Origin of the sequence: Salmonella sp. WC3 (assembly GCF_042932255.1) — a bacterium.
GTDB classification, from domain to species: Bacteria; Pseudomonadota; Gammaproteobacteria; order Enterobacterales; family Enterobacteriaceae; genus Salmonella; species Salmonella enterica.
Genome location: NZ_CP170629.1, coordinates 1,689,619 through 1,705,718 on the forward strand (window position 1 = coordinate 1,689,619; position 16,100 = coordinate 1,705,718).

Annotated in this window: 14 protein-coding genes and 3 pseudogenes; 15 read left to right on the plus strand and 2 right to left on the minus strand. The window is 41.6% G+C overall.

Annotation, left to right across the window (positions count from 1 at the left end; translation table 11 throughout):
- Positions 1 to 152 precede the first annotated feature (152 nt).
- The 14 genes and pseudogenes from ACFK9X_RS07955 to nei all read left to right on the plus strand — a co-directional run bounded on the left by ACFK9X_RS07955 (position 153) and on the right by nei (position 13,202).
- Positions 153 to 284, plus strand: coding sequence for a hypothetical protein (locus tag ACFK9X_RS07955; protein WP_001521652.1), 132 nt, complete (start codon positions 153 to 155; stop codon positions 282 to 284).
- Positions 285 to 343: 59 nt separating this feature from the next.
- A complete protein-coding gene (locus ACFK9X_RS07960; protein WP_151116079.1) occupies positions 344 to 910 on the plus strand; it encodes a tyrosine-type DNA invertase in 567 nt (188 codons plus the stop codon).
- Between the two features lie 177 nt (positions 911 to 1,087).
- On the plus strand, positions 1,088 to 1,423 hold the full coding sequence (locus tag ACFK9X_RS07965; RefSeq protein WP_151116081.1) for a hypothetical protein: 336 nt from the start codon (positions 1,088 to 1,090) through the stop codon (positions 1,421 to 1,423).
- Between the two features lies 1 nt (position 1,424).
- Positions 1,425 to 2,165 carry a hypothetical protein gene (locus ACFK9X_RS07970; RefSeq protein WP_001194237.1) on the plus strand — a complete coding sequence of 247 codons (741 nt, stop codon included), beginning with the start codon at positions 1,425 to 1,427 and terminating at the stop codon, positions 2,163 to 2,165.
- Between the two features lie 285 nt (positions 2,166 to 2,450).
- Positions 2,451 to 3,602: pseudogene (gene glf, locus ACFK9X_RS07975) on the plus strand (UDP-galactopyranose mutase).
- Positions 3,599 to 4,495 carry a glycosyltransferase gene (locus ACFK9X_RS07980; RefSeq protein ID WP_000973919.1) on the plus strand — a complete coding sequence of 299 codons (897 nt, stop codon included), beginning with the start codon at positions 3,599 to 3,601 and terminating at the stop codon, positions 4,493 to 4,495. The pseudogene glf and the gene ACFK9X_RS07980 overlap by 4 nt, the downstream one beginning before the upstream one ends.
- A gap of 12 nt (positions 4,496 to 4,507) precedes the next feature.
- Positions 4,508 to 5,640 (plus strand): annotated as a pseudogene (locus ACFK9X_RS07985) (glycosyltransferase family 4 protein).
- Positions 5,641 to 5,768: 128 nt separating this feature from the next.
- Positions 5,769 to 6,539, plus strand: coding sequence for an ABC transporter permease (locus tag ACFK9X_RS07990; RefSeq protein ID WP_000998823.1), 771 nt, complete (start codon positions 5,769 to 5,771; stop codon positions 6,537 to 6,539).
- 3 nt (positions 6,540 to 6,542) lie between these two features.
- Positions 6,543 to 7,253 carry an ABC transporter ATP-binding protein gene (locus ACFK9X_RS07995; protein WP_000702849.1) on the plus strand — a complete coding sequence of 237 codons (711 nt, stop codon included), beginning with the start codon at positions 6,543 to 6,545 and terminating at the stop codon, positions 7,251 to 7,253.
- Positions 7,254 to 7,346: 93 nt separating this feature from the next.
- Entirely contained in the window at positions 7,347 to 9,125 is a 1,779-nt protein-coding gene (locus tag ACFK9X_RS08000; RefSeq protein WP_151116083.1) for a glycosyltransferase, read from the plus strand.
- Between the two features lie 192 nt (positions 9,126 to 9,317).
- Positions 9,318 to 10,151 carry a glycosyltransferase family A protein gene (locus ACFK9X_RS08005; protein ID WP_001667936.1) on the plus strand — a complete coding sequence of 278 codons (834 nt, stop codon included), beginning with the start codon at positions 9,318 to 9,320 and terminating at the stop codon, positions 10,149 to 10,151.
- A gap of 57 nt (positions 10,152 to 10,208) precedes the next feature.
- Positions 10,209 to 12,157, plus strand: a pseudogene (locus ACFK9X_RS08010) (HAD family hydrolase).
- Between the two features lie 67 nt (positions 12,158 to 12,224).
- On the plus strand, positions 12,225 to 12,362 hold the full coding sequence (locus ACFK9X_RS08015) for a hypothetical protein (RefSeq protein WP_151116085.1): 138 nt from the start codon (positions 12,225 to 12,227) through the stop codon (positions 12,360 to 12,362).
- 48 nt (positions 12,363 to 12,410) lie between these two features.
- Positions 12,411 to 13,202 (plus strand): endonuclease VIII, encoded by a 792-nt coding sequence (gene nei, locus ACFK9X_RS08020; protein WP_151116087.1) that lies wholly within the window; start codon positions 12,411 to 12,413, stop codon positions 13,200 to 13,202.
- A gap of 54 nt (positions 13,203 to 13,256) precedes the next feature.
- Here the strand turns inward: nei and ACFK9X_RS08025 are convergent, their stop codons facing one another.
- Both ACFK9X_RS08025 and ACFK9X_RS08030 read right to left on the minus strand, forming a co-directional pair.
- Positions 13,257 to 14,303 (minus strand): AbrB family transcriptional regulator, encoded by a 1,047-nt coding sequence (locus tag ACFK9X_RS08025; RefSeq protein WP_151116089.1) that lies wholly within the window; start codon positions 14,301 to 14,303, stop codon positions 13,257 to 13,259.
- A 136-nt stretch (positions 14,304 to 14,439) separates the two neighbouring features.
- A complete protein-coding gene (locus tag ACFK9X_RS08030) occupies positions 14,440 to 15,723 on the minus strand; it encodes a citrate synthase (protein ID WP_000785808.1) in 1,284 nt (427 codons plus the stop codon).
- 100 nt (positions 15,724 to 15,823) lie between these two features.
- Here ACFK9X_RS08030 and ACFK9X_RS08035 point away from each other — a divergent pair, with 100 nt between their 5' ends.
- Positions 15,824 to 16,069, plus strand: a complete 246-nt coding sequence (locus tag ACFK9X_RS08035) for a hypothetical protein (protein ID WP_001539488.1) — start codon at positions 15,824 to 15,826, stop codon at positions 16,067 to 16,069.
- Positions 16,070 to 16,100: the final 31 nt, after the last annotated feature.

Sequence of the window (16,100 nt, forward strand, 5' to 3'; positions counted from 1 at the left end):
TAGCAGCAGAGTTTTTGAAAATCATTATGATATTGTTAGCTATCGCCATCTAATCAAACCTCCGGGGCGGGTAAACTACCTGACTCTTTATTACCCCTTTCTGATTGATTTACCTCACGATAGCCTCATTTTTAGCATTTATATTCCTCATCATGACGACTTATCAGGAGATTGAAGCCAGATTGATTCGCTGTTTCACTATCACGTCATGGATAGCGTGCCAGATTGCCAGCTATATGGATTTTAAGCTGTTTACGCATAGCAACTTTTTTAGCGAAAATTAAACTCATCTGATCAGTGATTTTTTAGTATATTACTCATTTTGTTATGATGGATTTGTTTTGTGAAAAGAAAATATCTTACGCAAGAAGAGATTGAAAAACTGCTGTCAGCGACCGACAGAATGCCCTTCCCGGAAAGAAACCGCTGCTTAATCCTGATGGCGTTTATTCACGGCTTCCGGGCCAGTGAGCTGCTGGGGCTGCGCTTGTCGGATATTGATCTTGCAGGAAGACAGCTTTATATCCGGCGCCTCAAAAATGGCTTTTCAACGTGTCCCCCCCTCCTTCCCGATGAGTATAACGTACTGAAAAGCTGGCTCAGGGCCAGGAAGTATCTTGAGAAAGGGGCTGACGGAGACTGGCTGTTCCTGTCGCTACGACGGCATCCGCTCAGCAGGCAACAATTTTTTTACATACTTCGTGAGGCAGGGCGGTTGGCCGAATTAACGATAGCGCCACATCCTCATATGCTGCGACATGCCTGCGGCTACGCCCTTGCTGATAAAGGGATTGATACACGACTCATACAGGACTATCTGGGGCACAGGAATATCCAGCACACCGTAAGATACACCGCAAGTAACGCCGGGCGTTTTCATGGAATATGGCGAAAAAAACGTCGAGTATAACCGTACGTTCTGAATCATATTGTTAAATCACAGAGAAATCTGTTCAGGGAAAGCTGATTTACATAATCAACATATAAATCAATAGATTACTGTGTTTTCTATTTGTCATTTTGTACTCCGCACAGGGCAGAATTACCCTGCGGCAGGAGCATTTACTACCAGGGGGACTGACGGCCTGTGCAGCCGAAAAGCAGAACCGGACAGGGTGTCAGAGTGCTGTGTTTAGATAGGGCCAGACGTCATTTTTCATACAGACATGGAATGGCTCCCGGTCCACGAAAGGGTGCGGACATGTTGTTTCCACAACACGAAGCTGCCGTTGCTGGCGCAGTGCCGGGTCGGCAATGGCCAGAGGAGAACAATCTGATGACGCAAGAATATGCGGAAATATCCACCGGAAGGGAGGGCACCAGTAAGTGCCGGTACAGTATGGGGGCGAAAATATTTTTGCTCCTGCTGGCGGTCTCCACCGTCGCAGCGTTGTTCAGCCTGTATCAGGTTCTGACGTACTGATATGCAGACGTTAACCAGAGTACTGCCGCCTCTCCGGCTGATTATGTTTTGTCAGTCAGGCGAAAATCCTGCGCAGTTTCCGGATACCGGCGGCCTTTGCGTGGAGGACTGCGTTCGTCTCAGGACACCAGAAGGGCTGCTGGATCGGTTGCGTCGGTGGCCCGGCGCGATGGTGATATCCGCCGGACGGCCATCAACCCAGCTTCTGCTGTGGCAACAGGTTTTTCAGCGTTATCCGCGGACAGTGGTTTTTTGCAGCAGTAACGCGTTTTTACCGGTTGACGTCAGCGTGGAAGGTTACTTCCGCCATCTGAGGCTGATTAAACGCGCCATGTCGGTAAGGGTTCTGGCCAGAATGGCTGAGCTTGCCATATGGTCATCACTACAGACATCGCCTTACGAGGAGGAGATGAAAAGCGCGTTGAGCGTGCCGGAGCTGGTGATGGAGATAAACAGCCGCACGCTGGTCAGGTTACTGTCAGAGCGTCTGCCAAAACAGGGACGGCGGGTGCTGGGATTACTGTTGTCAGGCTGTAGCCCGGAAATGACGGCCCGTATGCTGGGAACCGGCGTGAGGCAGGTCTGGCTCGCGGAGCAGACGCTGAAACAACGCTGGGATATCCCGACAGGAGTACCGCTATCTGATGCGGTAAGAATAAGGATACCGGACGTCGGCCCGGACATCAGTCAACAGAGTGGGTTGGTAAAAACTGGGGCCGGTAACGCACCGGATTTATGCTGACAGCATATTTACATCATGCCGCGCGGTATTCAGACCCATAATGTTGCGTTCTGAATGAGTTATCTTCACAAAATAAATATGGCAATCATCGTTGTCCGGAAATACCGCATAACGTGTGACATTAATGAATCTGTAATCAGTGCGAGGGTTTACGCGCTGTGGCGGTAGCGTGGAATTATCTGGATGCGTTGAGTAAATTTCACTTTACCCTTCTGATATAAATGAAAATGGTTCTGGATAAACTATCTAATATTATCTGTGTCTGCGAACAGAGTGACAAAAATAATGCAACGTAAAAAGATACTAATTGTAGGTGCGGGCCTTTCAGGCGCAGTAATAGCACGCCAGTTAGCCGAGTAGGGACATGTAGTCAATATTATTGATCAACGTTCGCATATCGGTGGTAACGCTTATGATGCCCGAGATGAGCACACGGGTATTATGGTGCACGTTTATGGTCCTCATATTTTTTATACTGATAATGAAACTGTATGGAATTATGTAAATAAATACGCTGAGATGATGCCTTATATCAATAAAGTTAAGGCCACAGTAAATGGTCAGGTATTTTCTTTACCTATCAATCTTCATACCATCAATCAATTTTTTGGTGTCGCCTGCTCACCTGATGACGCCAGGAAATTACTGCTTCAAAAATGTGATAGCACCATTCTGGAACCACAAAATTTTGAGCAACAGGCCTTGCGTTTCATTGGCGAAGAGTTATATGAAGCCTTTTTTAAAGGTTATACCATTAAACAATGGGGGCTTCATCCTTCCGCGTTATCCGCTTCTGTATTGAAACGTATCCCTGTTCGCTTTAATTATGATGATAACTATTTCAATCATAAGTTTCAGGGAATACCAAAATTTGGTTATACACAAATGGTCAAGTCCATTGTCGAACACGAAAATATCGCTGTTGAACTATGTCGCTCCTTCACTCAGGAAATGCGGACAGATTATGATCATGTTTTTTTCAGTGGCGCGCTGGATGCCTTTTACTCCTGTCAATATGGCCGACTGGAATATCGTACATTAGACTTTAAAAAAATAATTTGCCAGAGTGATTATCAAGGATGCGCAGTAATGAATTATTGTTCAATAGATACTCCTTATACTCGGATTACTGAGCACAAATATTTTTCTCCGTGGGAGAGACATGAAGCTTCAATATGTTATCAAGAATATAGTCGGGAATGTGAAGCTGGTGATATACCCTACTATCCTGTTCGCAGGGCAGATAAAATGGGTTTACTGAATAAATATCTGTCGCGGGCTAAAAAAGAAAAAAATATTACTTTCATTGGTCGTCTTGGCACTTATCGTTATCTCGATATGGACATCACGATAGCTGAAGCATTACAGACGGCGGACGTATACTTAACGTCGCTATATGAACAAAAAGAAATGCCAGCTTTTACAGTTACCGTTTGATGAAGTGTACAGCGCTAATCGTAACTTTTAACCGTCTTGAAAAATTAAAAAAAAGTGTGCGAGAGACTGTTAAGGCGGGTTTTTCCTCTATTGTTATCGTTAATAATGGCTCAAGCGACGGTACAAGGGAATGGCTTTCTTCATTAAGTGAACCTGGCATCACGATACTTAATCTTAAAGATAATCTTGGTGGTGCTGGCGGATTTAAAGTAGGTAGTCAATATATATGCTCATATAGTAATGCCGATTGGGTATTTTTCTATGATGATGATGCTTACCCGGAAATTAATATTTTAAAACATTTCTCGTTATTAGATACCTCAAGATACCGTATATTTGCGTCGCGAGTTCAGGACACCTATGGACGGTCTTGTCGGATGAATTTGCCTTTCATCAGGGTTCCATCTACGGTGTTTGAGACTATTTATTATGTGATACGCCCAGAGAGGTTTTCTCCAGTAAGAACTCAGGTTACTGATGTTCAAACTGTGTCATTCGTTGGTATGATTATTGATCGAAAGGTATTGAATAACCATCTTAACGATATCCATGATGAACTTTTCCTTTATTATGATGATTTTTTCTTTGGTTATAAGCTAGTATTGTCCGGGCAGAAAATTCGTTACTCCCCAGAAATTAAATTTATTCATGATATCTCTATTCATGGAAGGTGTATCTGCCCCGAATGGAAAGTATATTATCTTTGTAGAAATTTGTTGCTGCTGAGAAAACTTTTACCCGTTCCCAGGATATTCAGTGTTCTTTCTATAGTATTACGCCTCTCTAAATATCTCGCCATATTACCATGGCAGCGTAAGAAATTTCGTTATCTATATTTTATCTGGCAGGGAATACTTCATGGACTTAAAGGTATTAGTGGGAAATATCATTAGCAGGACGAAGAGATGAAAAGGTTATGTTATTTTGTAAATTCAGACTGGTACTTTGATTTACATTGGACAGAACGTGCGATAGCGGCAAGGGATGCGGGTTATGAAATTCATATCATAAGTCATTTTATTGGTGAAGAGATTATAAAAAAATTCAAAACGCTTGGTTTTATTTGTCACAATGTGTCTCTTGTTGCTCAGTCATTTAATATGTTTGTTTTTTTAGAGCATTCCTTAACGCTCGGAAAATTATTAAAGAGATTAATCCTGACTTATTGCATTGTATTACGCTCAAACCTTGCCTGATTGGTGGGGTTAGCGCCAGGAGAAGTAATAGTCCAGTTGTTATCAGCTTTGTCGGACTTGGTCGAATCTTTTTATATAATACCGTGCCAATGAGAATATTGCGTGCGTTAACCGTTTTGGTTTACAAATATATTGCCGGTAATAAGCGTAGCGTTTTTATTTTTGAACATGATAAAGATCGACGAAAAATATCGCGTTTAGTAGGTATTGATTATCATAAAACTATCGTTATCGAAGGTGCTGGAATTAACCCGGATATTTATAAATTCTCTATAGAGAAAAAACATGAGATACCGATAGTCCTTTTTGCAAGCCGAATGTTATGGAGTAAAGGTCTTGGCGATCTCATTGAAGCAAAAAAGATCCTCAGACAAAAAAATATTCATTTTGTTTTAAATGTTGCAGGTATATTGGCCGAGGACGATAAAGATGCTATCCCTTTGGAGCTCATTCATCACTGGCATAATGAAGGACTAATTAACTGGCTGGGACGCTCTTCGAATGTATATGAGCTTATTCAGAAATCGAATATCGTTGCATTACCATCTATTTATCCGGAAGGAGTACCACGGCTTTTATTAGAGGCATCATCTGTAGGACGTGCATGTATTGCTTATGATACCGGCGGATGTGATAGCTTAATTATTCATAACTATAATGGGTTGATCGTGAAAAGTAATTCAGCTCAGGAGTTAGCGGTAGAATTAGAGTATTTGTTAAAAAATCCACAGATTCGCTTAGAGATGGGGGCGAATGGAAGAAAACGTGTAAAGGAATTGTTTTCCAGCATATTAGTCATTAATAAGACATTGCAAATTTATAAAGACACTATTGGTTGCTAACACCATAAAGTGCTTATGAAGTAGGTCAGTGTTTAGATAAATAGTATGTAAATATTATAGAAAATAAATAAGTTATATTTTCATATCGTTAAAGAATAAGTTCTTCAGGTAAAGGTGACACGGAAACAATGAATGATTTGAAAGAAGCTCTGGCCAGGCACCAACTTTGGATTTCGCTAGGTTGGAATGATGTCCTGGGACGATACCGGCGATCGGTGTTAGGGCCTTTTTGGATAACGATTTCGATGGGGGTCACCATATCAGCGATGGGACCTCTTTACGGTTCGCTGTTCAGTTCTGGTTCCGAAAATTTTATCATGCATCTTACTTTAGGTATGATCTTTTGGGCCTTTCTATCAGCAACTATTAATGAGTCATGCGGAATATTTAATGAGTCCGCATCAATTATTAAACAATCTGACCTTCCGCTATATTTATATATATTACGTGTTTTCTATCGGCAGTTTATGATTATGTTGCATAATTTTATCATTATACCTTTCGTGATTTTTTTTACCAATACATCGGTAAATCTTGATATTCTCCTTTTTATACCTGCAATTGTAATAACATCCATCTCATTAATTTCTACAGGTATGATTCTCGCCATTTTTTGCACAAGATATCGTGATATGGGACCGGTTGTTCAAAGTGTGGTAACGTTGTGTTTTTTTATAACTCCCATCATTTGGACATCGGAACAATTACCAAAGGGAAGAAAGGAATTTGTTGATTATAATATTTTTTATTACTTTATGGAGATGCTCAGGAAACCATTAATGGGAACTGTACCAGATGTAACTATATGGTTTTACACAATAATAACCTCTATTATTATGTTGATGGTCTCAACCTTAGTGTTGACTAAATATCGCTCAAGAATCGTATACTGGTTATAATTAATGAAAATCTCTTGCAAAAACGTTGGCGTAATACTCCCTATATTTAACTCCAGCCACCGTTCATTTAAAAAAACTTTTCTACAGGCTGCTTCAGGTGGACGAATTGGCTCATCGAATACCGGGATTATTGAAGTAGAGGCATTAAAAAAAATTGATTTTACGCTTACCGAAGGTAACCGTCTTGCGCTTATCGGACACAATGGTTCGGGCAAAACCACTCTTCTGAGAGTACTTGCAGGGGCCTATAAACCAACTTCAGGGAAGTATGAATGTATCGGTCGAGTCACCAGCCTCATTGATCCCATGATGGGAATGGATGGTGAGCTTACAGGCCTGGAAAATATAAAACTGAGGGGACTATTTCTCGGTCTGTCAAAAAATGAAATAAAAAATATTACAGAAGATGTCATCGAGTTCAGCGAGTTAGGTGATTTTATTAAAATCCCCGTTAGAACGTATTCTAGTGGTATGGTTCTGAGGCTTGGTTTTTCTATTTCTACTGCAATTAATCCTGAAATTTTACTGATGGATGAATGGATGAGCGTGGGTGATAGTGATTTTAAAAGAAAAGCAGAGATGAGATTAAATAGCTTTATCTCTAAAGCGGGCATTATGGTAATGGCCACTCACGATGATGAACTGGCTAAATCTGTATGTAATAAGTTCATCAGGCTTGAGCACGGTGAGATAGTTAGCAAAGGCGGATTTTAATATTCTTATTGCAGTATTTATATCACTACGCGGTGAGTAATTTACTATTTTATAATAGCGTTACCCCAGATAATATAAATTTATAGGTTCGTTATGTATTTTTTACTTCAAAAAGTAATTTTACCAAACATTGATCTATGCACGGAAGAGCAGCTTTATTTCAGAACTCAGGGCGGGAAGTATAACTATACCTCACGTAACTTACTTGTTCCGCGTCATAAGGTTGCATATTTTGATACTTTTTTTAATGCATTCTCAATTAAGAAATGGAAAAAATATACAACCTTAACATCACTTTTTTTGCGGGTTAATATAATTGGTCGCGGAACTATAACTGTAAGGCATAAAGAGAATGGTGTCATTAGAGTATTAAAGCAAATTGATTTTAACTCGTCATGTAATATTAGTGATGAGATTGAAATTGATATATCAAAAATAAATTTTGGATATATCTATGTGGAGTGGCAATCAGACGAAGACTCTGTTTTAAATGGATTTAAATTTCTGACTAAAGATCATGTTAGTAAATCATCTATGGCTTTAGTTATAACAACTTATAATAGAAAAGAAGCTGTTACTAAAACAATCAATAGAATTAATAAAACACTCTTAACCCAGAGCGAATTTAAAGATCGTTTTAAATTGATTGTCGTTAATAATGGCGAGGCGATTAATCACCCGTCAGGAAACGGCATTATGGTTATCAATAATGAAAACCTCGGTGGGTCAGGCGGGTTTATGAGAGGTTTGATAGAGGCAGGGAAAATCAACGATATCAAACATGTCATATTTATGGATGACGACGGCTCATGTGAAATTGAATCGATTTGTCGAACTCATGCTTTTTTACTGATGGCTAAAGACAAAAATACAGTTGTTACTGGCTGTATGCTTTTTGAAGATAACCCGGCAATCATACATGAATCTGGTGCCATATGGCATAGAGATTTTTTACATTACCCGGATAAACATTATCTGGATGCTCGGGAAATAGATTCTTTAGATACTTTTGATAATGAAAGAAAAATAGGCTACGGTGGATGGTGGTTTTTTGCCTTTAATATTAACGCTATTGAATATTACTCATTTCCTTTCTTTGTTCGTGGTGATGACCTGCTATTTGGATATATGCATAAAAAACATAATATTGTCACACTTAATGGTGTGGCTTCGTGGCAAATGGATTTTGAAAGAAAAATATCGGTTCTAAATAGCTATTTGAACTTCAGGACTGTTGCTGTACCTGCATTAATTAGTAAAAGAAAGTTTGCTGCACTACTGTTAAGTGTTTTCTTTGTGCGGGAAGTCTTTCTTGCGAGTTTTTCATGCCGCTATGAACTTGCCAGAGCAATGATTATGTCATATAACGATTGTCTTTCTGGACGGGAGTTTTGGGAAGATAATGTAGATCTTCTGGAGATAAGAAAAAGAATTAATGCAATAACTCATAATGAAAAATTCAATGTAGAAGGTATTGATATTGTTAATGGTTGTGTTGATTACCCATGTTCTGGTAAAGAAAAAGCCATCTACAAATTTTTTAGATGCATAACCCTTAATGGACACTTAATTCCAGCTTTCTTTTTAATTAAAAAACCAATCGTGGTTGATTATCGTCATTATCACCCTACTAAGTTTTCATTCCGGAGAATTACTATCTATCATTTAAATATAGAAAATGGCAAATTATTAAAACTTACCCACTCAAAAATGGAGTTTTTTAAAGTTATTATTAATGGTTTGTTTACGGCAGTCAAAAATTTTTATCGGTTTAAATCTGCAAAAAAAGAGATGAAAAATAGTTTGCCCTATCTTACCTCAAAGCTCTTTTGGTATAAAAAATTCAATAAAAAATCTGAAGATAAATATTAAACATGATGTAAGTGGTGTTGATGAGAATTATACCGATTTTTTAATTATATGACTATGATAATCTTAGGTATGGTTCTGTTGCTACACCTTATCTGGTGTCAGTCTAATAAAATATTATAATCCTTACCCAATGTCAGCATTTATTCATAGGGTGTTAATTTTTATATATACCGTAAAACGCGAAATCAGAATATGGAAAAGAGTCTTTTAGTTATTGTCCGACATAAACCTGGGCGTACTCGTCTATTAATGCGGGCCTTGCAATCCATTAATGACCAGACGTTCAAAAAAATAAATATCATCATTTTCTGCATGGAGGAAGAATTGAAATGTCACAATGTGGATGATTTTTATCTGAAAGAACTGTCAAATATATATAGTGTTATCTACGACGAAAGCTGTATCTTTAATGCTATTAAGATGTCTGAATCTAATTATTTATGCTTTATGGATGATGACGATTCTTGGGCCCCTGAATATGTGTCAAGGCTACTCAGTGTTTTGGCGAATATACAGTCAACGTATTCATCTGTAAATGCAATAGCATGCCATACAAATAAAGTTGCTGAGATTGCGGAAAATAATAGAATAATTATAAATTCAACGCAACCATGGAACCACTATTTAAATGCTGGCCCTGTTAGTTTTGATGTTATTTATTACAGGAATTCTATTCCACTTTCCTCGTGTTTATTCGATAAAAATTCTGTTATCGATATGATTGAAAGTCATAAATTATCCTCTCCTGCATTTTTCTGGCCTTTTTTTATTCATTACCTTGCAGAAAATGATGTTTGGATCTTACCTGAAGCACTGGCATTTTATCATTTCAGAGAAAATGATGACTTTGAATTTGGCAATTATACCGTAATTAACAATGAGTTATTTGATATAGAATGCAAAATTGCAGAAAATAAAATGATGAGAAGTATTGATGACTCATCATTGCTCAATGTGTTACTTTCAAATATTGCTAACAATAGTCTTTTTCATAAAATCTCTTATATTGAAAATAAGATTAAATAAAATATGGATATGAACTTTAAAAAATACAAGACCGTAAGCTTTGATATCTTTGATACATTGGTTAGCCGGAGGGTTTACCGTCCCAGAGATTTGTTTTCATTGATGCAATCAACTTTAGCAACTGAGAACTTTTTTATATCAGCGTGCGAGATTGATATTATTGATAATTTTCCAGAGATAAGAGTTCAGGCGGAAGTAAGTGCCAGAGAGAATAGGGTCAGGCGTTTTGGCGGTGAGCCGGAAGTACTCATATCTGAAATATACGATGAAATTTTAAAAAAGCATCCGCAGCTTTCACCAGCGACAGTAGAAAAGATAATCGATCTGGAAATACAAATGGAGAAGATTGTTTTATATAAAAATTCGCGTGGAAGCTGTTTGTTTGAAAAGGCTATTAGTGATGGTTGCAAAGTTATTTTAATTAGTGATATGTACCTTCCATCAGCAATATTAAAGGAGTTGTTAACATCATGTGGCTATGATATCAGTAACATTCCAGTTTATTCATCTGGTGAAGAGCGGCACTCTAAAAATAGTGGCAAGTTGTTTTCAATAGTCAAGAAAAATGAAAATGTAGATATTGCATCGTGGATGCATGTTGGCGACAATGTTCATGCAGATATTCTGAACGCTAAAAAACTCGGTATAAATACTCTCCATGCTGATTGGTCGGAGTATAATCATGGGGTATCTAATCATTGGAAAGCTAAAGATATTATTGGTGAATCTATTTGTAAGGCTTTATTACTTAAACAAGTTTCTGCTTTCCATCAAAATGATCCTTTAAACGAGATAGGATTTAAAGTATTTGGTCCGTTATTATTAGGTTATGTATCCTGGTTAGCGAATCAGTTAAAGATTCATAAAATTGATAAAGCGCTTTTTTTAGCACGCGATGCTCACTTAATCTATAAAATTTATAATGAATACTTTTCAGAAGAACATGTAAAATGTGAATATTTATATATATCCCGCGCATCAGCTTATATGGTGGGGATGACTGATTGGCCGATGCACAGGATTTGGCATCTTTTTGGTGGTAAGAATAAGAAAAGTATTAAAAAGATACTTGCTATCGCGGGGTTAGATGCGAGTGAGCATATTTCAGATATACATCATGTTGGTTTTCCTGACGAGGAGTATATTCCTGTTTCAGGAGAGGAACATAAGGTTCACTGGCTTATAAATAAATTATTTCCATATATTTTATTAAAAAATACTCAGCACAGAGAAGTTTACGCTGATTACTTTAAAACGGCCTGTGAAGGTTTTAAAAATATAGCACTTATCGATGTAGGATGGATGGGTAATATTCAATCAGTATTTGCTCGTTCTTTAGGTGCGCAATGGGCAGAAAAACAAATACATGGGTTTTATTTGGCAACTTTTGCTGGCGCCAATGATAACCGATCTATTTATAATAAGATGTTTGGTTGGCTAACCAACTATAAGATGTTTGGTTGGCTAACCAACTATAAGATGTTTGGTTGGCTAACCAACTATGGACATCCCCACGATAAGTGTGATCTTTTCTTATCAGGAGGGGTGGAAATAATGGAGTTCGCTATGGCTGATAATACTGGGTCAACAATTGGCTATAAAAAACGGATAATGGAATAATTCCTGTACGTGAAGATAGCAGTGGTTCTGAAATTGAGTATTTAAAAAAAGCGGCAAGATTGCAATCAGGGATTATTTCTTTTTTTGAGTACGTCAAGCCGCTCATACAAAAAGGAAATTATGCAGCACTTAGTAGTGTTGTATTGTCAGAACCTTTTTTTGAATTGATAGCCAGACCCTCAAGCGCTCAACTGGACGCCTTATCTTCCCTCACACATTCAGAGTCCGCGGGATCTAACGCAGAAAGAATCGTGCTAGCCAAGAAACTGCCTTTAAAGGATAAACTTTTTCCCGGAGAAAATTATATCAAAGAGTTGAATGCCAGTTATTGGAAAGAAGGCTTTAAAAGGATCAACAGAAAAAAATTTTGGGCAAAATATAACTAAGCGTCATTTAATTCCGGTAGGCAGACAATCATTATTGGGCGCTCGCCCGACAAGGGCTGAGTCGATTATGCTCTGGCGCGATCATGTTAACCCTGACGGGGAAGTGGTCTCGTGCTGCGATAATGTTATTATCACTGGATACCACCGCCTGTTTGTCCATCCGCTGTGGATGTTCATTATGGCGTTCGATGTGCATTCCAGATAGTCAGAGGCGGTGTAGTCCATTAATCAACTGTTAACAAAGGATATTATCATGCCTGAAGGCCCGGAAATTCGTCGTGCGGCGGATAATCTGGAGGCGGCAATCAAAGGCAAACCCTTAACCGATGTCTGGTTTGCCTTTGCACAGTTAAAACCGTATGAATCGCAGCTTACCGGTCAACTTGTTACCCGGATAGAGACGCGGGGAAAAGCGTTATTGACCCACTTTTCAAATGGCCTGACGCTCTACAGCCACAACCAACTCTATGGCGTATGGCGGGTGATCGATACTGGCGAAATACCGCAGACCACGCGTATATTGCGCGTCAGGCTACAAACGGCGGATAAAACTATTCTGCTTTATAGCGCGTCTGATATCGAAATGCTGACAGCAGAGCAGCTCACGATGCACCCTTTTTTACAGCGAGTCGGTCCGGATGTGCTGGACGCGCGTCTCACTCCGGAAGAGGTTAAAGCTCGATTGCTGTCGCCGCGTTTTCGCAACCGACAATTTTCCGGACTGTTGCTGGATCAGGCCTTTCTGGCGGGATTGGGGAATTATCTGCGCGTTGAAATCCTCTGGCAGGTAGGGTTAACCGGACAGCATAAAGCGAAAGATCTCAACGAGGCGCAACTGAATGCGCTTTCTCACGTGCTGTTGGATATTCCGCGCCTGTCCTACACGACTCGCGGTCAGGCGGATGAAAACAAGCATCATGGCGCACTGTTTCGCTTTAAGGTTTTCCACCGTGACGGCGAAGCGTGCGAGCGGTGCGGCGGCATTATTGAAAAGACAACACTGTCCTCACGCCCGTTTTACTGGTGCCCGCATTGCCAGAAATAGCCGGAACCGCCATCGGCGAGCGGCTATTGCCTGATGGCGCGACGCTTATCAGCCCTACAAAGGTTGTCTGGGCGCATAGGTTGATATAAAACGGGCCACTGCTGGCCCAGTTAACAGAATGCTGAACAGCCGTAGGGTTTGCATTGCCATGATGAGCGCCATATCGGCACTGCTTCCTGCCGCGATCGCGGCAACCGTATCCAGACCACCGGGACTGGTGGCGAGATAAGCCGTCATAAAATCAATCTGCATGTAGTAAGCCATTCCCCACGCCATCGCGGCGCAAATCGCCATCAGCGCGAAAATTGACAATAAGATTTGCGGCAATGGCCGCAGCGCCATAAAAAACACCTGTCTGTCAAAACCCAGCCCAATACGCCAGCCTATCGCCATATACGCCACGGCCAGCAGCCATTCGGGTAATTCAATCTCAATGATGCCTTGCGAATGGAGAAGCGCGCCTGCCAACATGGGGAGCAGCATCGTGCCGGAAGGGATACGCATCAGGCGACCGGCAATGCCCGCCACGATCGCTAATAACAGCGTCGTCAATAAATTACCGCTAAGCGGCGGAAACCAGATCACCTGTTGGCTGACCGCTGCCGCGCTGTCGCCGAGTATCAGGCGTGTCACCAGCACCGCCGCGCCAGCCACAAACAGTACCCGTAGATACTGCATAAACGCCACCAGGCGGATATCCGCCCCGTAATCTTGCGCCATCGCTACCATTGCCGCCGCGCCGCCCGGCGAAGACCCCCATGCGCCGGTGTTGCCGGGCAGCGAGCTGTAACGTACCAGCAGCCAGCCGACTACCGCGCTGGAAAGCAGCGTCACCAGCAACACAAAAAGCACGACCGGCCAGTAGAGGGCGAGGGTGGTCAATATCGAACCGGTTAGATTTTGGGCGATCATACAGCCGAGAATTGCCTGCGCGGCGAGAAAAATACCGCGCGGAAGTTGTAGCGTACTACCTCGCAAACTCAACACGATACCCGCAATCATTGGACCGAGCAGCATCGCCGCCGGAAGGTGCAGCCAGAGAAAAATAAGGGAAATGAGCAGCGATAACAGGAACAACAAAAACCACTGCAGAATCGGCATTCCATGCTCCCTGAATGATATTTAGCGAAACCTTAATTAATCATAGAGAGTAACGGGGTAAGAATAAAATAATGAGGATAAGAAAAAAGGGAAAATGTACCGGATGGCGAGGGTTGCGTCGCCATCCGGTTGTCAATTAACGCTTCAGCGCCGATTTAAAATCGCGTTTATCGTAGCCGGTATACAGCTGACGAGGACGGGCGATTTTCATGCCGTCAGTGTGCATTTCATTCCAGTGTGCAATCCAGCCAACGGTACGCGCCATGGCGAAGATCACGGTGAACATGGAGGACGGAATGCCCATCGCTTTCAGAATGATGCCGGAGTAGAAGTCTACGTTCGGGTACAGTTTCTTCTCGATGAAGTACGGGTCGTTGAGCGCAATGTGCTCAAGCTCCATCGCCACTTCCAGCAGATCGTCTTTGGTGCCCAGCTCTTTCAGCACTTCGTGGCAGGTTTCACGCATCACGGTGGCGCGCGGATCGTAGTTTTTGTAAACACGGTGACCGAAGCCCATCAGGCGGAAAGAATCATTCTTGTCTTTCGCACGGCGAACAAATTCCGGAATGTGTTTAACAGAGCTGATTTCTTCCAGCATTTTCAGCGCGGCTTCGTTGGCGCCGCCGTGCGCGGGTCCCCACAGGGAGGCGATCCCGGCGGCAATGCAGGCGAATGGGTTGGCGCCGCTTGAACCTGCGGTACGTACCGTTGACGTTGAGGCGTTCTGCTCATGGTCAGCGTGCAGGATCAGAATACGGTCCATCGCGCGCTCTAGTACCGGATTCACTTCATAGGTTTCACACGGCGTGGAGAACATCATGTTCAGGAAGTTACCGGCGTAGGAAAGGTCGTTGCGCGGATAAACAAACGGCTGACCGATGGAATATTTGTAACACATCGCCGCCATGGTCGGCATTTTGGACAGCAGGCGGAACGCCGCGATTTCACGGTGGCGCGGATTGTTCACATCCAGCGAGTCGTGGTAGAACGCCGCCAGCGCGCCAGTGATCCCGCACATTACCGCCATCGGATGTGAGTCGCGACGGAAAGCATGGAACAGGCGAGTGATTTGCTCATGGATCATCGTATGGCGGGTGACTGTCGTTCTGAACTCGTCATACTCTTCCTGCGTCGGTTTTTCGCCGTACAGCAGGATGTAACAGACTTCCAGATAGTTGGAATCGGTAGCAAGCTGGTCAATCGGGAAACCGCGATGCAACAAAATGCCTTCGTCGCCGTCGATGAAGGTGATTTTAGATTCGCAGGATGCGGTAGAGGTGAAACCAGGGTCAAAAGTAAAAATTCCTTTTGAACCGAGACTACGAATATCAATAACATCTTGACCGAGTGTACCTTTTAGCACATCCAGTTCAATAGCAGTATCACCAGTAAGGGTGATTTTTGCCTTTGTATCAGCCATTTACGGTCTCCTTAGCGCCTTATTGCTTAAGACTGCCGGAACTCAGACTTGCCTTCTCCACGTCATCTTCCTCGTCGTTAGTGCAGGGAAGATTCTGTGTATGCATCAATCAACCGTTACCAGTTTGTTATTTGGCTCGCCGCTCTGTGAAAGAGGGGATGACCTGGGTACAGAGCAATGGGCGCTTGCAGGTAACGGCTTGATTAATTTCGAATTAGCAGCAAATCAGGAACGTAGCAATCCGAGTAATGTAACCTGTCTATCACTAATAACTGTCCTGAAAGAATGGGTCAATATCATTGTACTGTTGCATAACTTATTAACAGGTGAAAGAGTGACCCCATAACTTTTACGCATTATATGCTTTTTCTGGTGTT

What these genes read in the sequence shown, in the direction of transcription:
- ACFK9X_RS07955 (WP_001521652.1), top strand. Translation starts at nt 153, where the DNA reads ATGACGACTTATCAGGAGATTGAAGCCAGATTGATTCGCTGTTTCACT.
- ACFK9X_RS07970 (WP_001194237.1), top strand. Translation starts at nt 1,425, where the DNA reads ATGCAGACGTTAACCAGAGTACTGCCGCCTCTCCGGCTGATTATGTTT.
- ACFK9X_RS07990 (WP_000998823.1), top strand. Translation starts at nt 5,769, where the DNA reads ATGAATGATTTGAAAGAAGCTCTGGCCAGGCACCAACTTTGGATTTCG.
- ACFK9X_RS07995 (WP_000702849.1), top strand. Translation starts at nt 6,543, where the DNA reads ATGAAAATCTCTTGCAAAAACGTTGGCGTAATACTCCCTATATTTAAC.
- ACFK9X_RS08000 (WP_151116083.1), top strand. Translation starts at nt 7,347, where the DNA reads ATGTATTTTTTACTTCAAAAAGTAATTTTACCAAACATTGATCTATGC.
- ACFK9X_RS08005 (WP_001667936.1), top strand. Translation starts at nt 9,318, where the DNA reads ATGGAAAAGAGTCTTTTAGTTATTGTCCGACATAAACCTGGGCGTACT.
- ACFK9X_RS08015 (WP_151116085.1), top strand. Translation starts at nt 12,225, where the DNA reads ATGCTCTGGCGCGATCATGTTAACCCTGACGGGGAAGTGGTCTCGTGC.
- nei (WP_151116087.1), top strand. Translation starts at nt 12,411, where the DNA reads ATGCCTGAAGGCCCGGAAATTCGTCGTGCGGCGGATAATCTGGAGGCG.
- ACFK9X_RS08025 (WP_151116089.1), bottom strand. Translation starts at nt 14,303, where the DNA reads ATGCCGATTCTGCAGTGGTTTTTGTTGTTCCTGTTATCGCTGCTCATT.
- ACFK9X_RS08030 (WP_000785808.1), bottom strand. Translation starts at nt 15,723, where the DNA reads ATGGCTGATACAAAGGCAAAAATCACCCTTACTGGTGATACTGCTATT.
- ACFK9X_RS08035 (WP_001539488.1), top strand. Translation starts at nt 15,824, where the DNA reads ATGCATCAATCAACCGTTACCAGTTTGTTATTTGGCTCGCCGCTCTGT.